The sequence below is a fragment of the Prauserella halophila genome (assembly GCF_024171895.1).
GTDB classification, from domain to species: Bacteria; Actinomycetota; Actinomycetes; order Mycobacteriales; family Pseudonocardiaceae; genus Prauserella; species Prauserella halophila.
This window is the reverse complement of sequence record NZ_JAMTCQ010000008.1, coordinates 853,834-868,968: the sequence shown is the minus strand read 5'-3', so window position 1 is coordinate 868,968 and position 15,135 is coordinate 853,834. Positions and strand designations below refer to the sequence as shown.

At 70.2% G+C, this 15,135-nt stretch carries 15 protein-coding genes and 1 pseudogene; 14 read left to right on the top strand and 2 right to left on the bottom strand.

Annotation, left to right across the window (positions count from 1 at the left end):
* Positions 1 to 149: 149 nt before the first annotated feature.
* Both LY41_RS04325 and LY41_RS04320 read right to left on the bottom strand, forming a co-directional pair.
* Positions 150 to 794: a (2Fe-2S)-binding protein gene (locus LY41_RS04325; RefSeq protein ID WP_253862488.1), complete on the bottom strand. Its 645-nt coding sequence runs from the start codon at positions 792 to 794 to the stop codon at positions 150 to 152.
* A gap of 73 nt (positions 795 to 867) precedes the next feature.
* Positions 868 to 1,734 carry a putative RNA methyltransferase gene (locus tag LY41_RS04320; protein ID WP_253862487.1) on the bottom strand — a complete coding sequence of 289 codons (867 nt, stop codon included), beginning with the start codon at positions 1,732 to 1,734 and terminating at the stop codon, positions 868 to 870.
* Positions 1,735 to 1,920: 186 nt separating this feature from the next.
* Here LY41_RS04320 and LY41_RS04315 point away from each other — a divergent pair, with 186 nt between their 5' ends.
* The 14 genes and pseudogenes from LY41_RS04315 to LY41_RS04250 all read left to right on the top strand — a co-directional run bounded on the left by LY41_RS04315 (position 1,921) and on the right by LY41_RS04250 (position 15,109).
* Positions 1,921 to 3,219 carry an ammonium transporter gene (locus LY41_RS04315; protein WP_253862486.1) on the top strand — a complete coding sequence of 433 codons (1,299 nt, stop codon included), beginning with the start codon at positions 1,921 to 1,923 and terminating at the stop codon, positions 3,217 to 3,219.
* Positions 3,216 to 3,554, top strand: a complete 339-nt coding sequence (locus tag LY41_RS04310; RefSeq protein WP_253862485.1) for a P-II family nitrogen regulator — start codon at positions 3,216 to 3,218, stop codon at positions 3,552 to 3,554. Before LY41_RS04315 ends, LY41_RS04310 begins: the two co-directional genes overlap by 4 nt.
* 9 nt (positions 3,555 to 3,563) lie before the next feature.
* Positions 3,564 to 5,906, top strand: a complete 2,343-nt coding sequence (locus tag LY41_RS04305; RefSeq protein ID WP_253862484.1) for a [protein-PII] uridylyltransferase — start codon at positions 3,564 to 3,566, stop codon at positions 5,904 to 5,906.
* 423 nt (positions 5,907 to 6,329) lie between these two features.
* Positions 6,330 to 7,874: a signal recognition particle protein gene (gene ffh, locus LY41_RS04300; RefSeq protein ID WP_253862483.1), complete on the top strand. Its 1,545-nt coding sequence runs from the start codon at positions 6,330 to 6,332 to the stop codon at positions 7,872 to 7,874.
* Between the two features lie 3 nt (positions 7,875 to 7,877).
* A complete protein-coding gene (locus tag LY41_RS04295; RefSeq protein WP_253862482.1) occupies positions 7,878 to 8,942 on the top strand; it encodes an amidohydrolase family protein in 1,065 nt (354 codons plus the stop codon).
* A gap of 81 nt (positions 8,943 to 9,023) precedes the next feature.
* Positions 9,024 to 9,788 (top strand): CPBP family intramembrane glutamic endopeptidase, encoded by a 765-nt coding sequence (locus tag LY41_RS04290; RefSeq protein ID WP_372493079.1) that lies wholly within the window; start codon positions 9,024 to 9,026, stop codon positions 9,786 to 9,788.
* Positions 9,789 to 10,049: 261 nt separating this feature from the next.
* Positions 10,050 to 10,526, top strand: coding sequence for a 30S ribosomal protein S16 (gene rpsP / locus LY41_RS04285; protein ID WP_253862481.1), 477 nt, complete (start codon positions 10,050 to 10,052; stop codon positions 10,524 to 10,526).
* The gene (locus LY41_RS04280; protein WP_183778450.1) at positions 10,523 to 10,762 is read left to right on the top strand and encodes an RNA-binding protein; all 240 of its coding nucleotides are present in this window, start codon (positions 10,523 to 10,525) and stop codon (positions 10,760 to 10,762) included. Before rpsP ends, LY41_RS04280 begins: the two co-directional genes overlap by 4 nt.
* An 11-nt stretch (positions 10,763 to 10,773) precedes the next feature.
* Positions 10,774 to 11,280 (top strand): annotated as a pseudogene (gene rimM / locus LY41_RS04275) (ribosome maturation factor RimM); the annotation flags it as partial.
* A 229-nt stretch (positions 11,281 to 11,509) separates the two neighbouring features.
* Positions 11,510 to 12,295, top strand: a complete 786-nt coding sequence (gene trmD, locus LY41_RS04270) for a tRNA (guanosine(37)-N1)-methyltransferase TrmD (protein WP_253862480.1) — start codon at positions 11,510 to 11,512, stop codon at positions 12,293 to 12,295.
* 173 nt (positions 12,296 to 12,468) lie between these two features.
* Positions 12,469 to 12,825, top strand: coding sequence for a 50S ribosomal protein L19 (gene rplS / locus LY41_RS04265; protein WP_253862479.1), 357 nt, complete (start codon positions 12,469 to 12,471; stop codon positions 12,823 to 12,825).
* A 30-nt stretch (positions 12,826 to 12,855) separates the two neighbouring features.
* Positions 12,856 to 13,836, top strand: a complete 981-nt coding sequence (gene lepB, locus LY41_RS04260; protein WP_253862478.1) for a signal peptidase I — start codon at positions 12,856 to 12,858, stop codon at positions 13,834 to 13,836.
* A gap of 132 nt (positions 13,837 to 13,968) precedes the next feature.
* A complete protein-coding gene (locus tag LY41_RS04255) occupies positions 13,969 to 14,688 on the top strand; it encodes a ribonuclease HII (protein ID WP_301296697.1) in 720 nt (239 codons plus the stop codon).
* Between the two features lie 97 nt (positions 14,689 to 14,785).
* Positions 14,786 to 15,109, top strand: a complete 324-nt coding sequence (locus tag LY41_RS04250; RefSeq protein WP_253862477.1) for a DUF2469 domain-containing protein — start codon at positions 14,786 to 14,788, stop codon at positions 15,107 to 15,109.
* Positions 15,110 to 15,135 lie beyond the last annotated feature (26 nt).

Here is a 15,135-nt window from a genome sequence, read left to right as displayed (position 1 = left end):
CACCTTCGGGGCGTCCACCGCCCTATTGCTCCCTTGGCCAAGGCGTGTCCCGTGCCCCAGTTCCAGGTGTCCCGTGCTCCTGGCTCAAGGTGTGCCGGGCGGCAGGGCCGTGCGGTTGCGCCGAGTACGCGTGGTCCTCGCGGCCGTCGTCAGCCCAGCAGTGAGCGCAGTCGCCGGGTCCGTTCCTCCGGGGTCTGTTTCGGACAGCTGGTGCACTTCTGGCCGCCGGGGATGTCGTAGATCAGGCAGCAGGACGTCCGCCGCACCACCGGGGTACCGCCCACCTCGGTGAACAACGGTCGCGGCATCGGCGCGCCCGCCGCGGCGATGCCGTCGCCGAGCTCGCCGGCCAGGCGCATCGCGTCCTCGGTCGCACTCAGCCGTGACCCCGCCCACAGCAACCGGTTCCCGATCGAGTCCGCGGCGATCGCCCACAGCGACCGCTGTGTCGCTCCGCTGACGTCCGCGATCGCCTCGGTCGCCGCACCCAGCGAGCTCGCGAACGCCGCCGCGAGCCGGTCGAGTCCACCGTCGAGCGGCCGCACCGACCGGGCGTCGAGGATCCGCCCGTCGTGGTGGACGTCCAGCAGCACGGCATCCAGCGACGGATCCGTCGCCGTGCCGGTATGGACCAGTGCTTCCAGTGCGGGCGCCACGAGCATCGACGACGACGAGTACCACCGGATCGTCCCCAGCACGCGCTCGCCGGCCGCGCCGTAGAGTCCTGCCGCGCGCCGCAGATCCTCCCGCAGCCAGGTGCGGTCGGCCAGCACGCTCGCCGCCAGCTCGGTCATGTTCTCCTCCCATGCCCCGGGTCGCCGACCGTTCCGTTCCCGGCCGTGCCGCTCCCGACCGTACGGGCGGGCCTCATTCCTTCCTCCGCAGCACCGACACGTCGAACTCGAAGGTGACCTCCGTGGCGCCGGTCAGCGCGTCGAGTTTCGCGCCGAGCCCGCCGCGGTGGAGGTGGTGGGCGTTCGGTCCCATGAGTACGAGCTTGCGCACCTCGTCGGCGTCGAGCTCGGCGGTGTGGCTTGCGGTGTCCACATCGACGGGTTCGAAGTGATCGCCGAGCGACTCGGCGATCCGGTCGGTCTTGTCGCCGGCGATGTCGAGCAGGCCCAGCTCGGTGACGAGCTCGCGCAGGTGGCCCGCGCCGGGCGTCGCGACGGCGAGCAGTCCGCCGGGCCGCAGCACGCGGTGGAACTCCGCGGTGTTGCGGGGTGCGAACACGTCGAGCACGACGTCGGCGACACCGTCGGCCACCGGCCACGGCTCCCACAGGTTCCACACCACGGCGCCGATCCGCGGGTGGGCCTTCGCCGCGCGCCGGAGCGCGGGAGCGGACACGTCGAGTGCCAGGCCCCACGCGGACGCCACCCGGTCGAGCACCCCGGCGAGGTAGTAGCCCGTGCCGGCTCCGGCGTCGACGACGAACTCCGGCTCCCCGGACGCTTCGACGACGCGTGCGAGTACGTCCACGAGCGGCGCATACCGGCCCGTCGCCAGAAAGTCCGCGCGGGCGGCGGCCATCTCGCTCGTGTCGGCGGTGCCCGCGTCGACGCCCGCACGGAGGAGGTTGACGTAGCCCTGCTTGGCGAGGTCGAACGAGTGCCGCCGTACGCAGCGCAGCGACCGCCCGTCCGGATGCAGCGGCGCTGAGCAGACGGAGCAGCGCAGTGCGGACACGACAACGGGCGGTAACGAGCGCGGCGTGCCGCTTCGGGTGGTCACGGGCCTATTCGACCACGACGTTTCGGGATCGGACGGATCTGCCCCGATTTGGGAAACGCAGAAGTAACACTCACCACGAATCGCTTCACGCACCCGAAACGCCACGAGTCATTCGGCGCAACACGACTTTCCGATGCTGTCCCGCAATCGCGAGTTCGGCTGCCTGCTCTCTTAAGGAGGAGAAGCGTGGAAGGAAATACAGCCTGGTTGCTCACCAGTGCAGCGCTGGTGTTGCTCATGACGCCGGGGTTGGCGTTCTTCTACGGCGGCATGGTCCGCTCGAAGAGCGTCCTGAACATGCTGATGATGTGCTTCGGTGCGATGGGCCTGGTCTCGGTGCTGTGGGTCGTCTACGGCTACTCGATGACCTACGGCGGGACGGTCGGCGGCGTCCTCGGCAATCCGTTCGAGATGCTCGGGCTGTCCGGCCTGATGACGCCGGAGGGAGATCCGACCGAGGGCACGGTCGACGTGGCGTTCCAGGCGATGTTCGCGATCATCACGGTCGCGCTGATCGCCGGTGCCGTGGCCGACCGTATGAAGTTCGGCGCCTGGCTGCTGTTCGGCGGCCTGTGGGCCACGCTCGTCTACTTCCCGGTGGCCCACTGGGTGTGGGGATCCGGTGGCTGGATCGACGAGCTGGGCGCCCTGGACTTCGCGGGCGGAACGGCGGTGCACACCAACGCGGGTGCCGCCGCACTCGGCCTCGTCCTGGTGCTCGGCAAGCGTGCCGGCTGGCCGAAGGAGCCGATGAAGCCGCACAACCTGCCGTACGTGATGCTCGGCGCCGGCCTGCTGTGGTTCGGCTGGTTCGGTTTCAACGCCGGTTCGGCCTATGCCGCCGACGGTGTCGCGGGCATCGCCTTCATCAACACCGTGACCGCCACGGCCGCCGCCATGCTCGGCTGGCTGCTGCTCGAGCGCATCCGTGACGGCAAGCCCACCAGCCTCGGCGCCGCCTCCGGTGTCGTCGCGGGCCTGGTCGCCATCACGCCCGCCTGTGCCTACGTCGACACGTGGGGCGCGTTGGCCATCGGCGCGATCGCCGGTGTCGTCTGCGCCGCGGCCGTCGGCCTCAAGTACCGCTTCGGCTACGACGACTCGCTCGACGTCGTCGGTGTCCACCTCGTGGGCGGTCTGATCGGCACGATCATGCTCGGCTTCGTGGCCACCGCCAGCGTGGTCCCGGACGGCGAGGGCGTCAACGGCCTGATCTACGGCGGCAGCATCGACCTGCTGGGCAAGCAGGTGCTGTCCGTGGTCGTCGTCATGATCTACTCCGGGCTCGTCGCCGCGATCCTCGGCGTCGTCATCAAGGCCGTCATGGGTGTCCGGGTGTCGACCGAGGACGAGGTCGCGGGCATCGACGAGACGGAGCACGCCGAGTCGGCCTACGACTTCGCAAGTGGCCGCGGTGGCCGTCCGACGTTGGGCGGCAGCGGTGTGGCGAACTCGGCCAGGAAGCTGGAGGAAACCAACTCATGAAGCTGATCACCGCTATCATCAAGCCCTTCACCCTCGACGACGTTCGCGCGGCGCTGGAACAGCTCGGCGTGCTCGGGATGACCGTCGGCGAAGTCCAGGGCTACGGCAGGCAGAAGGGCCACACGGAGGTCTACCGCGGCGCCGAGTACGCCGTCGACTTCGTGGCCAAGCTGAAGGTCGAGGTCGTGGCCGACGACGCCGACGTCGACAAGGTCATCGACGCCGTCGCCGGTGCCGCCCACACCGGCAAGATCGGCGACGGCAAGGTGTGGGTCACCTCGGTCGACACCGTCGTGCGGGTCCGCACCGGTGAACGCGGCCCGGACGCCCTCTAGGCGCCCGCGGTGGCCGTAGGGGGACTTGTCGAGGCGGTCGACCGGCTGCTGGAAGGCCGCCACGGCCGGATCGGTGCTGCCGCACTGCGGGCCGCACTGGTCGATCTGTACGAGTTCTGGCTGAGCAGAGCCGCCACGGCGGCCGGCGGCGACGTCACCGGGTCCTTACCGGACGGCGTCGCGCTGGTCGCCGTCGGCGGCCTCGGCCGTCGCGAACTCGTGCCGTTCTCCGATCTCGACCTGGTGTTGATCCACGACGGGCATCCGGGGATCGGGGAGATCGCGGATGCCCTCTGGTATCCGCTGTGGGACGCGCGCGTCGGTCTCGACCATTCCGTGCGGACCCCCGCCGAGGCGCTGAAGGTCGCCTCGGCGGATCTGCGGACGGCGATGGGACTGCTCGACGGCAGGCTCGTCGCCGGGGACGCCGAGCTCGCGTCCCGGCTCGTGGGCGCCGCTCGTGAGCAGTGGCGGCGCACCGCAGGGAAACGCATTCCCGAGCTGATCGAGTCCGCGCGGGAGCGCTGGCATCGCAGCGGCGAGGTCGCCCAGTCGTCCGAACCGGACCTCAAACACGGTCGCGGCGGACTGCGGGATCTGGGCCTGCTGGACGCGGTCGCCGTCGCCCAGCTCGCGGACCGGCCGGGGGAGGAGCTCACCGCGGCCCGTGAACTGCTGCTGGACGTCCGGACCGAGTTGCGCCGTACGGTGCGCCGCGGCCGGGACGTGCTGGGTGCGGCGGACGCGGCCGTGGTGGCCTCGGAACTCGACTTCGGCGACCGGTTCGTACTGGCGCGCCACCTGTCCGGCGCGGGCAGAACGGTCGCGTACGCCGTCGACGTCGCACTCAGGGCCGCCGGGCCGCCGAAGGGCAGGTTCGGCAGGAAGCCGGCACGCACGCCATGCGGCGACGGCGTGGTGCTGCACGGCAGCGAGGTGGCGCTGGCGCGCGACGCCGTTCCTGCGCGCGATTCCGGGCTGCTGTTGCGGGTCGGCGCCGCGTCGGCGAGGACGGGACGACCGATCTCGCACGGTACGCTGCGCACGCTCGCGGATTCGGCGCCCGAACTGCGGGCGCCCTGGCCGGAGTCCGGCCGGAGGGCGCTGACGGAACTGCTCGGCGCAGGCGACGGCCTCGTCGACGCCGTGGAGGCGCTCGACCGGACGGGGCTGTGGGCGCGGTTGCTGCCCGAATGGGGAGCGGTGCGCGATCTGCCGCCGCGCGAACCGGTGCACGCGTGGACGGTCGACCGGCACCTGGTGCAGGCCTGCGTCGAGGCGGCCGGGCTGACCGACACGGTCGCGCGGCCCGACCTGCTGTTGCTCGGTGCGCTGCTGCACGACATCGGCAAGGGCCGCGAGACCGACCATTCCGAGCTCGGTGCGGAGATCGCCGGTCATGTCGCCGTCCGTATCGGACTGTCCGAACACGACACCCGCGTCGTGGTCGGGATGGTGCGGCACCATCTGCTGTTGCCGGACACGGCCACGCGCCGTGACATCAGCGAGCCGGAGACCGTCGAACGTGTCGCCAAGGCGATCGACGGCGACCCGCTGCTGCTCGAGCTGCTGCATGCGCTGGCGAAGGCCGATTCGCTGGCGACGGGACCAGGCGTGTGGACCCAGTGGAAGGCGGGCCTGGTGGGCGAGCTGGTCGCCCGCACGCGCACGCTGCTGACCGGCAGGCCGCTGCCCGAGCCGGAAGCCGTCGACGCGACACAGCGGGAGCTGGCCGCCGAAGCGGTTCGGGCCGGAACGGGACAGGTCGCGGTGACCTCGGCGGACGGGCACCACCGGGTCGTCACGATCACGTGCGCCGTTCCCGCGGCTGCCGAGCTACTCACTCCGGCGGCGGGCGTACTCGCACTCAACTCGCTCGAGGTGCACACCGCGACGCTGCACACCGTGACCCCGGACGGCTTCGACGGCGGCAGGGTCGGTGTGTTCACCGCGTCGCCGCGATTCGGCACCCCGCCCGATCCGGCACTGCTGCGGGACCAGTTCGCCCGCGCGGTCGCGGGTGGGCCCGCGCTGTCGCGGAAACTGGCGGAGAAGGAGCGGGCCTACGAGGGGACGCAGGCCGCGCCGGTGTCGCCGAAGGTGCTGTGGTTCGACGACGAGACGACCGGAGCGGAGGCGGTCGTCGTCGAGCTGCGTGCGATGGACCGGCTCGCCCTGCTCTACCGGGTGGCCGGCGCGTTGCGGCACAGCGATGCCGAGGTGCGCTGGGCGAAGGTCGAAACGCTCGGTGACCGGGTGGTCGACTCGTTCGCCATCACGCCGCGGACCGGAACGCTCGATGCGGACTGGCGCAGGCGCCTCGAACAGAACCTGCTCGCCGCGGCGCAGTAACGGCGGCGCAGTAACGGCGGCGCAGTAACGGCAGGTCAGGCTGCCGTCCACGGCTGTTCCCCGGACTTTCAGGGAACCACTCACCCCGGCCGGGCGGGCCTACGCAACGGTGGCTGAGTAGCCCTACTCAGCCCGATTCCGGTGTCTTCACGCTGCCGCGAGACCCCGCGCAGGGCGCATGCTGGGAACCAGCTCGGGCATGCGGTTCTGCAGCGGTGTGGTTCGCCTGGTGCTGGGGGTCTGGCGAACAGACCGACCAGGGCCGTGAGTGCCCGGGAAGAGACGCCGCCCGGCCGGACGAGGGGGATCTGTGGGGGACAGACCGGCCGGGCGGCCCCTCGAGCACCGGCGGCCAGTACCCTGGGACGTCGTCGGCGCAGTGAGCCGGCGCCAGGAACGACGAACTGCTGGAGCGTGCACCCCGTGTTCGACACCCTCTCGGATCGGCTCACCTCGGTCCTGCAGAACCTCCGCGGCAAGGGCAAGCTCTCCGATGCCGACATCGACGCCACCGCACGCGAGATTCGCGTCGCGCTGTTGGAGGCCGACGTCGCGCTGCCCGTGGTGCGGGAGTTCATCAAGCACGTCAAGGAGCGTGCGAAGGGCGCCGAGGTTTCCGAGGCGCTGAACCCGGCCCAACAGGTCATCAAGATCGTCAACGAGGAGCTCGTCGGCATCCTCGGCGGCGAGACGCGGCGCGTGAACCTCGCGAAGAACCCGCCGACCGTGATCATGCTGGCCGGCCTGCAGGGTTCCGGTAAGACGACACTGGCCGGCAAGCTGGCGACGTGGCTGAAGCAGCAGGGCCACGCGCCGATGCTGGTGGCATGCGACCTGCAGCGCCCGAACGCGGTGACGCAGCTGCAGGTGGTCGGTGAGCGCGCGGGCGTGACGACCTTCGCGCCCGAACCGGGCAACGGCGTGGGCGACCCGGTCGACGTCGCCAAGCGCAGCATCGACGAAGCGCACCATGCGCAGCACGACGTGGTCGTCGTCGACACGGCCGGCCGCCTCGGTGTCGACGAAGAGCTGATGCAGCAGGCTGCCGACATCCGCGATGCGGTCCAGCCGGACGAGACGCTGTTCGTCGTCGACGCGATGATCGGCCAGGACGCCGTGGCGACCGCGGAGGCGTTCCGCGACGGCGTCGGGTTCACCGGTGTCGTGCTGACCAAGCTCGACGGTGACGCCCGCGGTGGTGCGGCACTGTCGGTGCGGCAGGTGACCGGCGAGCCGATCCTGTTCGCCTCCAACGGGGAGAAGCTCGAGGACTTCGACGTCTTCCACCCCGACCGCATGGCCAGCCGCATCCTCGGTATGGGCGACATGCTCACCCTGATCGAACAGGCCGAGCAGGCGTTCGACCAGGAGAAGGCCGAGCAGGCGGCCTCGAAGCTGGGCACCGGCGACATGACGCTCGAGGACTTCCTCGAGCAGATGCAGGCCGTCCGCAAGATGGGCCCGATCGGCAACCTGCTGGGCATGCTTCCCGGTGCCGGGCAGATGAAGGACCAGCTCTCCCAGGTCGACGACGCGCAGATCGACCGCCTGCAGGCCATCATCCGCGGTATGACGCCCGCCGAGCGCGAGAATCCGAAGATCATCAACGCGTCCCGGCGGCAGCGCATCGCCAATGGTTCCGGTGTCGCGGTGCGCGAGATCAACGACCTCGTCAACCGGTTCTTCGAGGCCCGCAAGATGATGCAGCAGATGGCGGGCCAGTTCGGCTTCGGTGGTGGCGGAGGCAGCGCCACGAAGAAGCAGAAGAAGGGCCGCAAGAACAAGAAGGGCAAGAGCAAGGGCCAGCAGAAGCCGAAGCTGCCCGGCGGTATGCCCGGGATGCCGCCCGGCGGTATGCCGGGTGGCGGCGGGGGCGGAACGCCCGACGTGTCTCAGCTCGGCGGCGGACTCAACGATCTGCCGCCCGGGTTCGACCCGTCCAAGCTCAAGCTGCCGAAGAACAAGTAACCCATGTTCCACGTTCGCGGTGCGGTCCTGCCCGACGGCCGGCAGCAGGACCTCTGGACCGACGGCGACCGGATCTCGCTGACCCCGGTGGACGGTGCGCGCACCCTCGACGGGGCGTTCGTACTGCCCGGGCTGGTCGACGCGCACTGTCACCCCGGCATCGGCGTCGAGGGCCCGGTCACGCTCGACGAGGCGACGGCGCAGGCCGTGACCGATCGTGACGCGGGGACGCTGCTCATCCGGGACTGTGGCGTGCCCGTCGACACGCGATCGCTGCAGCGGCGTGACGACCTGCCACGGATCATCCGCTGCGGTCAGCACATCGCGTTGCCGAAGCGGTACATCCCGAAGCTCGGCATCGACCTCGACCACCCGGACCGGCTGCCGGACGCGGTGGCCGAACAGGCGGTCGCGGGCGACGGCTGGGTGAAGCTGGTCGGCGACTGGATCGACCGCGGCATCGGCGATCTCGCACCGCTGTGGCCGGACGACGTGCTGGCCGACGCCGTGCAGGCCGCCCACGACGCCGGCGCGCGGGTGACGGCGCACGTGTTCGGCGAAGCCGCGCTGCCGGGCCTCGTCGCGGCAGGGATCGACTGCCTCGAGCACGGCACGGGTCTCGACCGCGAACTGCTCGACCGGATGGCGGACCAGGGCACGGCCCTCGTGCCGACCCTGATCAACATCGAGAACTTTCCCGGCATCGCGGACCAGGCGGCCAAGTATCCGACGTACGCGGCGCACATGCGGGCGTTGCACGCCGGGGTCGGTGACATGGTCGGCGAGGCGATCGACGCGGGCGTGGACATCTACGCGGGAACCGACGCGGGCGGCATGGTCGCCCACGGCAGGCTGCCCGACGAGGTCGCCGCGCTGCACCGCGCGGGAATGACGGCGGAGCAGGCGCTGGGTGCCGCGTCCTGGTCGGCCCGCGCGTGGCTCGGCCACGACGGCATCACCGACGGTGCGCAGGCGGACCTGCTGCTGTTCGACACCGACCCCCGTGAGGACCTCGACGTCCTCCGCAGTCCCCGGCACATCGTGCTTCGCGGGCGGCTCGTCCGCTGACGCCTACCGGCCGGTCGTGACGACGCGGGCACGCACAGTAGGCTCGCGACGGTTTGTCGGCCGAATCCGGGGAGGACCAGCGTGGCGGCACCGAATCCGGGGGACCCGGTGCCCGGCGACCCGACTCCGGCGAGCCTGCCGCGACCGCGGTGGGGCTTCGGTGCCTTCCTGCTGGTCGAGGTCGTGCTGCTGGCCTCGGCGGCGTTGATCGGCGCGATCCTGCACCGCGGCGGCGGCGATCTCTCCGTGCGCAACGTCCTGATCGGCACGATGCTGCCCACGGTCATCGCGGCGAGCACCGCGCTGGTCATCACGAAGGTGCGCGGTAACGGCCCGCTGGCCGACCTCAACCTGTCGTGGTCCGCCAGCGACGTGAAACTCGGCATCAAACTGGGCGCGCTGGGCCTGGTCGTGACCAGCGTCGGAGCGTGGATCTGGACCGAGGTCGTCGGCGAACGCAACGCCCGTTCCGCCATCAGTGCCCTCGTCGAGGACCAGCCGATGTCGCTGTACGCGGCCATCGTGATGTTCCTGTATCTGTGGCTGCTCGGCCCCATCTGCGAGGAGATCATCTACCGCGGGCTGCTCTGGAGCGCCACGGAACGACTGGAATGGCGCAAGGAGAAATGGGGCAGGGTGGCCGCGTTCGGGCTGTCGACCGCGGTGTTCGCCGTCAGCCACCTCGAACCGCTCCGTACGACGCTGCTGCTGGTCATCTCGATTCCCATCGGGATGGCGCGGCTGATCACCGGACGACTGCTCGGCAGCATCGTGGCCCATCAGATGAACAACTTCCTGCCCGCTGTGGCGATCCTGCTGACCGCACTGGGCATCGTGGAGGCCTGACCGCCACCGGGTCCGGACCGGCATCCGGACTGCGAGTCCGCGCCGCCGGTCGGGCCGCTGTCCGTCCCCGGTCGCACCGAGGAGGGGAGCCCGCCGCAGGTGACGCACGTCGCTCTGGCAAAATGGGAGCTTGCCCGCTCCGAACGGGCCCTCTCACCGCGTCGGAGCGATACACAGACCTGCGGGCATCGCCGATCCGCTCCCCACTCGGGGGTGGTGCCTCGAACCGAGTAAGCGAACACGACAGGAGTACCCACACCCGTGGCCGTCAAGATCAAGCTGCAGCGCCTGGGCAAGATCCGTGCGCCGTACTACCGCATCATCGTCGCGGACGCGCGTACCCGGCGGGATGGCAAGGCCATCGAGACGATCGGCAAGTACCACCCGAAGGAAGAGCCGAGCTTCATCGAGGTGAACTCGGAGCGTGCGCAGTACTGGCTGGGTGTCGGCGCACTGCCGACCGAGCCGGTCCAGCGCATCCTCGAGGTCACCGGCGACTGGCAGAAGCACAAGGGCCTGCCCGGTGCCGAGGGCACGCTGAAGCCGCTGCCGGAGAAGAAGACCAAGCAGGAGCTCTTCAACGAGGCGCTCGCCGCCGCGAACGAGGAGCCGTCCGTCGAGGCCGTCACCCCGAAGAAGAAGGGTGGCAACAAGAAGGCCGACAAGGCGGAGAAGCCGGCCGAGGAGACCACCGAGGCTGCCGAGTCCGAGGGCGAGAAGAAGGCCGACGAGGCGTGAGCTTCCTCGCCGACTCGCTCGAGCACCTGGTCCGCGGCATCGTCGACAATCCCGACGATGTCCGCGTCGACCTGGTCACCAACCGCCGCGGGCGCACGCTCGAGGTCCACGTCCACCCGGACGACCTCGGCAAGGTGATCGGCCGCAGCGGGCGCACCGCGACGTCGCTGCGCACGGTGATGAACTCCGTCGGTGGCAAGGGCATCCGCGTCGACGTCATCGACACCGACCGCTGAACGGGAGCACCGTGCAGGTCGTGGTCGGCCGGGTGGCGAAAGCGCACGGCATTCGCGGTGAACTCGCCGTCGACGTGCGTACCGACTCGCCCGAAGAACGGTTCGCCGAGGGCTCGGTGCTCACGGGCAAGTCCCGTAACGGTGGTACGACACGACTCACCGTGGCAGCCGCCCGCTGGCACAGCGGGCGGCTGCTGCTGCGTTTCGAGGAAGTGCCGGATCGCACCGAGGCGGAACGGCAACGCGGGCTGCTGTTGCTCGCGGAAGCCCGCGAACTGCCGCCGATCGACGATCCCGACGAGTTCTACGATCACGAACTCGAAGGGCTGCGGGCGGAGCTGACCGACGGCTCGGTCGTCGGCACCGTGCGCGCGGTCGTCCATTCGCCGGGGGGAGAGCTGCTCTCCCTCGACCGGGACGGTGGCGAGGCACTCGTGCCGTTCGTGCGGGAGATCGTGCCCGAGGTCGACGTCGACGGCGGGCGCGTCGTGCTCGACCCGCCGGAGGGACTCCTCGACGACGGGCTCGACGACGGAGCGGTGGCCTCCGCCACAACCGACGCCACGACCGACGCCGACGCCACGACCGACACCGACGCCACGAGCGGCACCGAGGCGACGACAGACACCGGGGCGACGGCAGACACCGAGGCGACGGCCGACGTCGCGTCCCACACCGACGGCACGGCCGGATGACCGCCCCGTCGTCCGTGCTCGCTCCCGCCTCCGAACTCCGAAGGCTTCCGCTGTGAAACTCGACGTCGTCACGATCTTTCCCGAGTACCTGCAGCCGCTGCGGGCTGCGCTGCTGGGACGGGCGATCGACCGCGGCCTGATCGAGATCGGCGTGCACGACCTGCGGGACTGGACCTACGACGTGCACCGGGCGGTCGACGACGCCCCGTACGGCGGAGGCCCGGGCATGGTGATGAAACCGCAGGTCTGGGGTGAGGCGCTCGACGCCGTGTGCACCGACCGGTCGCGGCTGGTCGTGCCGACACCGGCGGGCAGGCCCTTCACGCAGGCCGTGGCACGTGAGTACGCCGAACAGGAGCACCTCGTCTTCGCGTGCGGTCGCTACGAGGGCATCGACCAGCGCGTGTTCGACGACGCCGCGCAGCGCATGCCCGTCGACGAGGTCTCCATCGGGGACTACGTGCTGGTGGGCGGTGAGGCGGCCGTGCTGGTCATGGCCGAGGCCGTGGTGCGGCTGCTGCCCGGGGTGCTGGGCAACCCCGTCTCGGCCGAACAGGACTCGTTCTCCGACGGCCTGCTGGAAGGCCCCAGCTTCACGCGTCCCGAGGTGTGGCGCGACCTGGCCGTCCCGGAGGTGCTGCGCTCCGGCAACCACGCCCGCATCGACCGCTGGCGTCGTGACCAGGCCCTCGAGCGCACCTTCCACCGGCGCCCGGACCTGCTCGACCGCCTGGCCGACGAGCTGGACGCCCACGACCGCACGGTTCTCGACGCCCTGCGCGCGCACGGCGGTGCATCGGACTCCGACGACGCCGGCCAGGTGCGCGACCAGGCATGACTCCGGCGGCCGACGGCCCCGTGTCCGGCGCGGACACCCCACGTGCCATACTTGACCGGTTGGCGCGACGTGTGAACACGCGCTGCCGAAACTCCTGGGCCGCCCGCTGTGAGGCCGGTGCGCGCCCGGACATGTCAAGCCACATTGCCACAAGGACGAGGACGGACCTGAAGATGAACACCCTGGACGCGCTGGACGCCGAGTCGCTGCGTTCCGACATCCCCTACTTCCGCCCGGGCGACACGCTCAAGGTTCACGTCCGCGTCATCGAGGGCAACCGCGAGCGGAACCAGGTCTTCGAGGGCGTCGTGATCGCTCGTCAGGGCGGCGGCATCCGCGAGACGTTCACCGTCCGCAAGATGTCGTTCGGCATCGGTGTCGAGCGCACGTTCCCGGTGCACACGCCGAACATCGCGAAGATCGAGGTCGCCAAGAAGGGTGACGTCCGCCGGGCGAAGCTCTACTACCTGCGCAACCTGCGCGGCAAGGCGGCCAAGATCAAGGAGCGCCGCGAGACCTCCGCCTCCTGAGCACTGTGGAGCTTCCCGTAGCCTGACGTCGTGGTCGAGCCTGTGCCTTCAAACTCCCCCCAGGACGAGCCGGAGAATCCGGACGACGAGCAGAACAATCCGTTCGCAACGTCCGCCGACGGATCCGGTCCTTCCGAGAGGGGCGAGGAGAGAGCACAGGCCGCCGACGGTGACGGGCCCAGGAAGCGCGGCAAGGGCACGTCGAAGAAGCAGCGGTCGTTCTGGAAAGAACTGCCGATCCTGATCGGGATCGCGCTCGTGCTGGCCTTCCTCATCCAGCAGTTCTTCGCCCGGGTCTACATGATCCCGTCGGGCTCGATGGAGCACACGCTGCACGGCTGCCCCGGCTGCACTCCGGACCGGATCCTGGTCGACAAGCTCGTCTACGACTTCGCGGATCCCGATCCGGGCGAGGTCGTCGTGTTCCGCGGTCCGGAATCCTGGGTCGGTCCGGGACTGGCCGACGACGGCGGCAATGTCGTGGCCGACTTCTTCCAGATGGTCGGCTCCGCCTTCGGTCTCGCCCCGCCGGACGAGCGCGACTTCGTCAAACGGATCATCGCGACCGGCGGGCAGACCGTCGAGTGCTGCGACGACCAGAACCGGGTCCTCGTGGACGGCGCGCCGCTCGACGAGTCGTATCTGCACCTCGCCGGTGGCCGGCCACAGGCCGAGTTCGACCAGGTGACCGTGCCCGAAGGGTACGTCTGGGTCATGGGCGACAACCGGAACAATTCGGCCGACTCCCGGTATCACAACGACGGTGGCGGCGCATCCGGTGCCGTTCCCGTGGACAACATCATCGGCAAGGCGCGGTTGATCGTGCTCCCGCCGTCCCGGTGGGGGATCATCCATGCGGAGAATCCGCAAGAGCAGTCCGCCGCGATGAGCGCGCCCGCCTGGCAACAGGGCATCCCGCTCGCCGCCGGTGCCGTGGCGGCCTGGCCCGTACGTGCGACCGGACGCCGCATCGGCACCGCCGTGGGCGGAGCGGTGCGACGCGATCGCTGACCTCCGGGCGAGTACTGGAGCGGTCCCGTGCCCAAGCCGTCGAAACGTTCCCCGGCGTCCTCGAAGCGGACGACGGGACGGTCGCTGCTGCCGGTGGGGCCGAGGCCGTCGCGCGCGATCATCCGCGGCGCGATGCCCTGGGCACTGCAGGGCGCACTGGACCGTCATGGACTCGGCCCGGTCGCGGGTGTCGACGAGGCGGGCCGCGGTGCCTGCGCAGGACCGTTGGTGGTCGCCGCGTGCATGCTGCGGCCCGGTGACGCGTCCCGGTTGCCGGAGCTCACCGATTCGAAGCTGCTGACGGCAGCGGCCCGGGACCGCGTGTACGACCGGGTGATCCACCGTGCGGTCGCCTACTCGGTCGTCGTCGTGCCGTCCGCGGAGGTGGATGTCCGCGGTATCCATGTCACCAACATCGAGGGCATGCGCCGGGCGGTGACGCAACTGGACGTGTCACCGGGCTACGTGCTGATCGACGGATTCCGGGTTCCCGGCCTGCCTGCGCCGAGCCTGTCCGTGCTCAAGGGCGATCGGGTGGCGGCGTGTGTGGCCGCGGCGTCGGTGCTGGCCAAGGTCACGCGTGACCGGATCATGGCCGAGCTGCACACCGAGCATCCGCAGTACGGCTTCGACGTGCACAAGGGATACACGACCGGCGGCCACGGCGAGGCGTTGACGCGACACGGACCGTGTGCGGCGCACCGGTGGTCCTACACGAACGTCGCCGTCGCGGCCGAGGAGCACGGCCTGCAGCCACCTCATCCGGTGCTGCTGACCGCGGCGGCGCTGCAGGCCAAACCGGCGCCCGCCGTCGACAATCAGGAAGCACTGTTCGACGTCCCCACCGGATGAGGCGGAAACCGGCGCGGCCCGAGCTCTCGGAGCCGCGGCGTTCCGGTGTCACAATGGTTGTTCGCCACCGACTGGTTGCAAGGCTTGCGAGGAGCAGATGAGCGCAGAGGATCTCGAGAAGTACGAGACCGAGATGGAACTGTCGTTGTACCGGGAGTACCGCGACATCGTCGGGCAGTTCTCGTACGTCGTGGAGACCGAGCGACGGTTCTACCTGGCCAACACCGTCGACGTGCAGGTGCGTGACAGTGGCGGCGAGGTGTATTTCGAGGTGCGGATGTCGGACGCGTGGGTGTGGGACATGTACCGCCCGGCGCGTTTCGTCAAGAGTGTCCGGGTGATCACGTTCAAGGACGTGAACGTCGAGGAGCTGGAGAAGCCCGAGCTGCGGTTGCCCGAGGAGGGCCCGTTCGGCGGATGACGTCCGGCGGGCGCCCGGTCTCGCCG

What these genes read in the sequence shown, in the direction of transcription:
- LY41_RS04325 (WP_253862488.1), bottom strand. Translation starts at nt 794, where the DNA reads ATGACCGAGCTGGCGGCGAGCGTGCTGGCCGACCGCACCTGGCTGCGG.
- LY41_RS04310 (WP_253862485.1), top strand. Translation starts at nt 3,216, where the DNA reads ATGAAGCTGATCACCGCTATCATCAAGCCCTTCACCCTCGACGACGTT.
- LY41_RS04295 (WP_253862482.1), top strand. Translation starts at nt 7,878, where the DNA reads ATGTTCCACGTTCGCGGTGCGGTCCTGCCCGACGGCCGGCAGCAGGAC.
- rplS (WP_253862479.1), top strand. Translation starts at nt 12,469, where the DNA reads ATGAACACCCTGGACGCGCTGGACGCCGAGTCGCTGCGTTCCGACATC.
- LY41_RS04255 (WP_301296697.1), top strand. Translation starts at nt 13,969, where the DNA reads ATGCCCTGGGCACTGCAGGGCGCACTGGACCGTCATGGACTCGGCCCG.
- LY41_RS04250 (WP_253862477.1), top strand. Translation starts at nt 14,786, where the DNA reads ATGAGCGCAGAGGATCTCGAGAAGTACGAGACCGAGATGGAACTGTCG.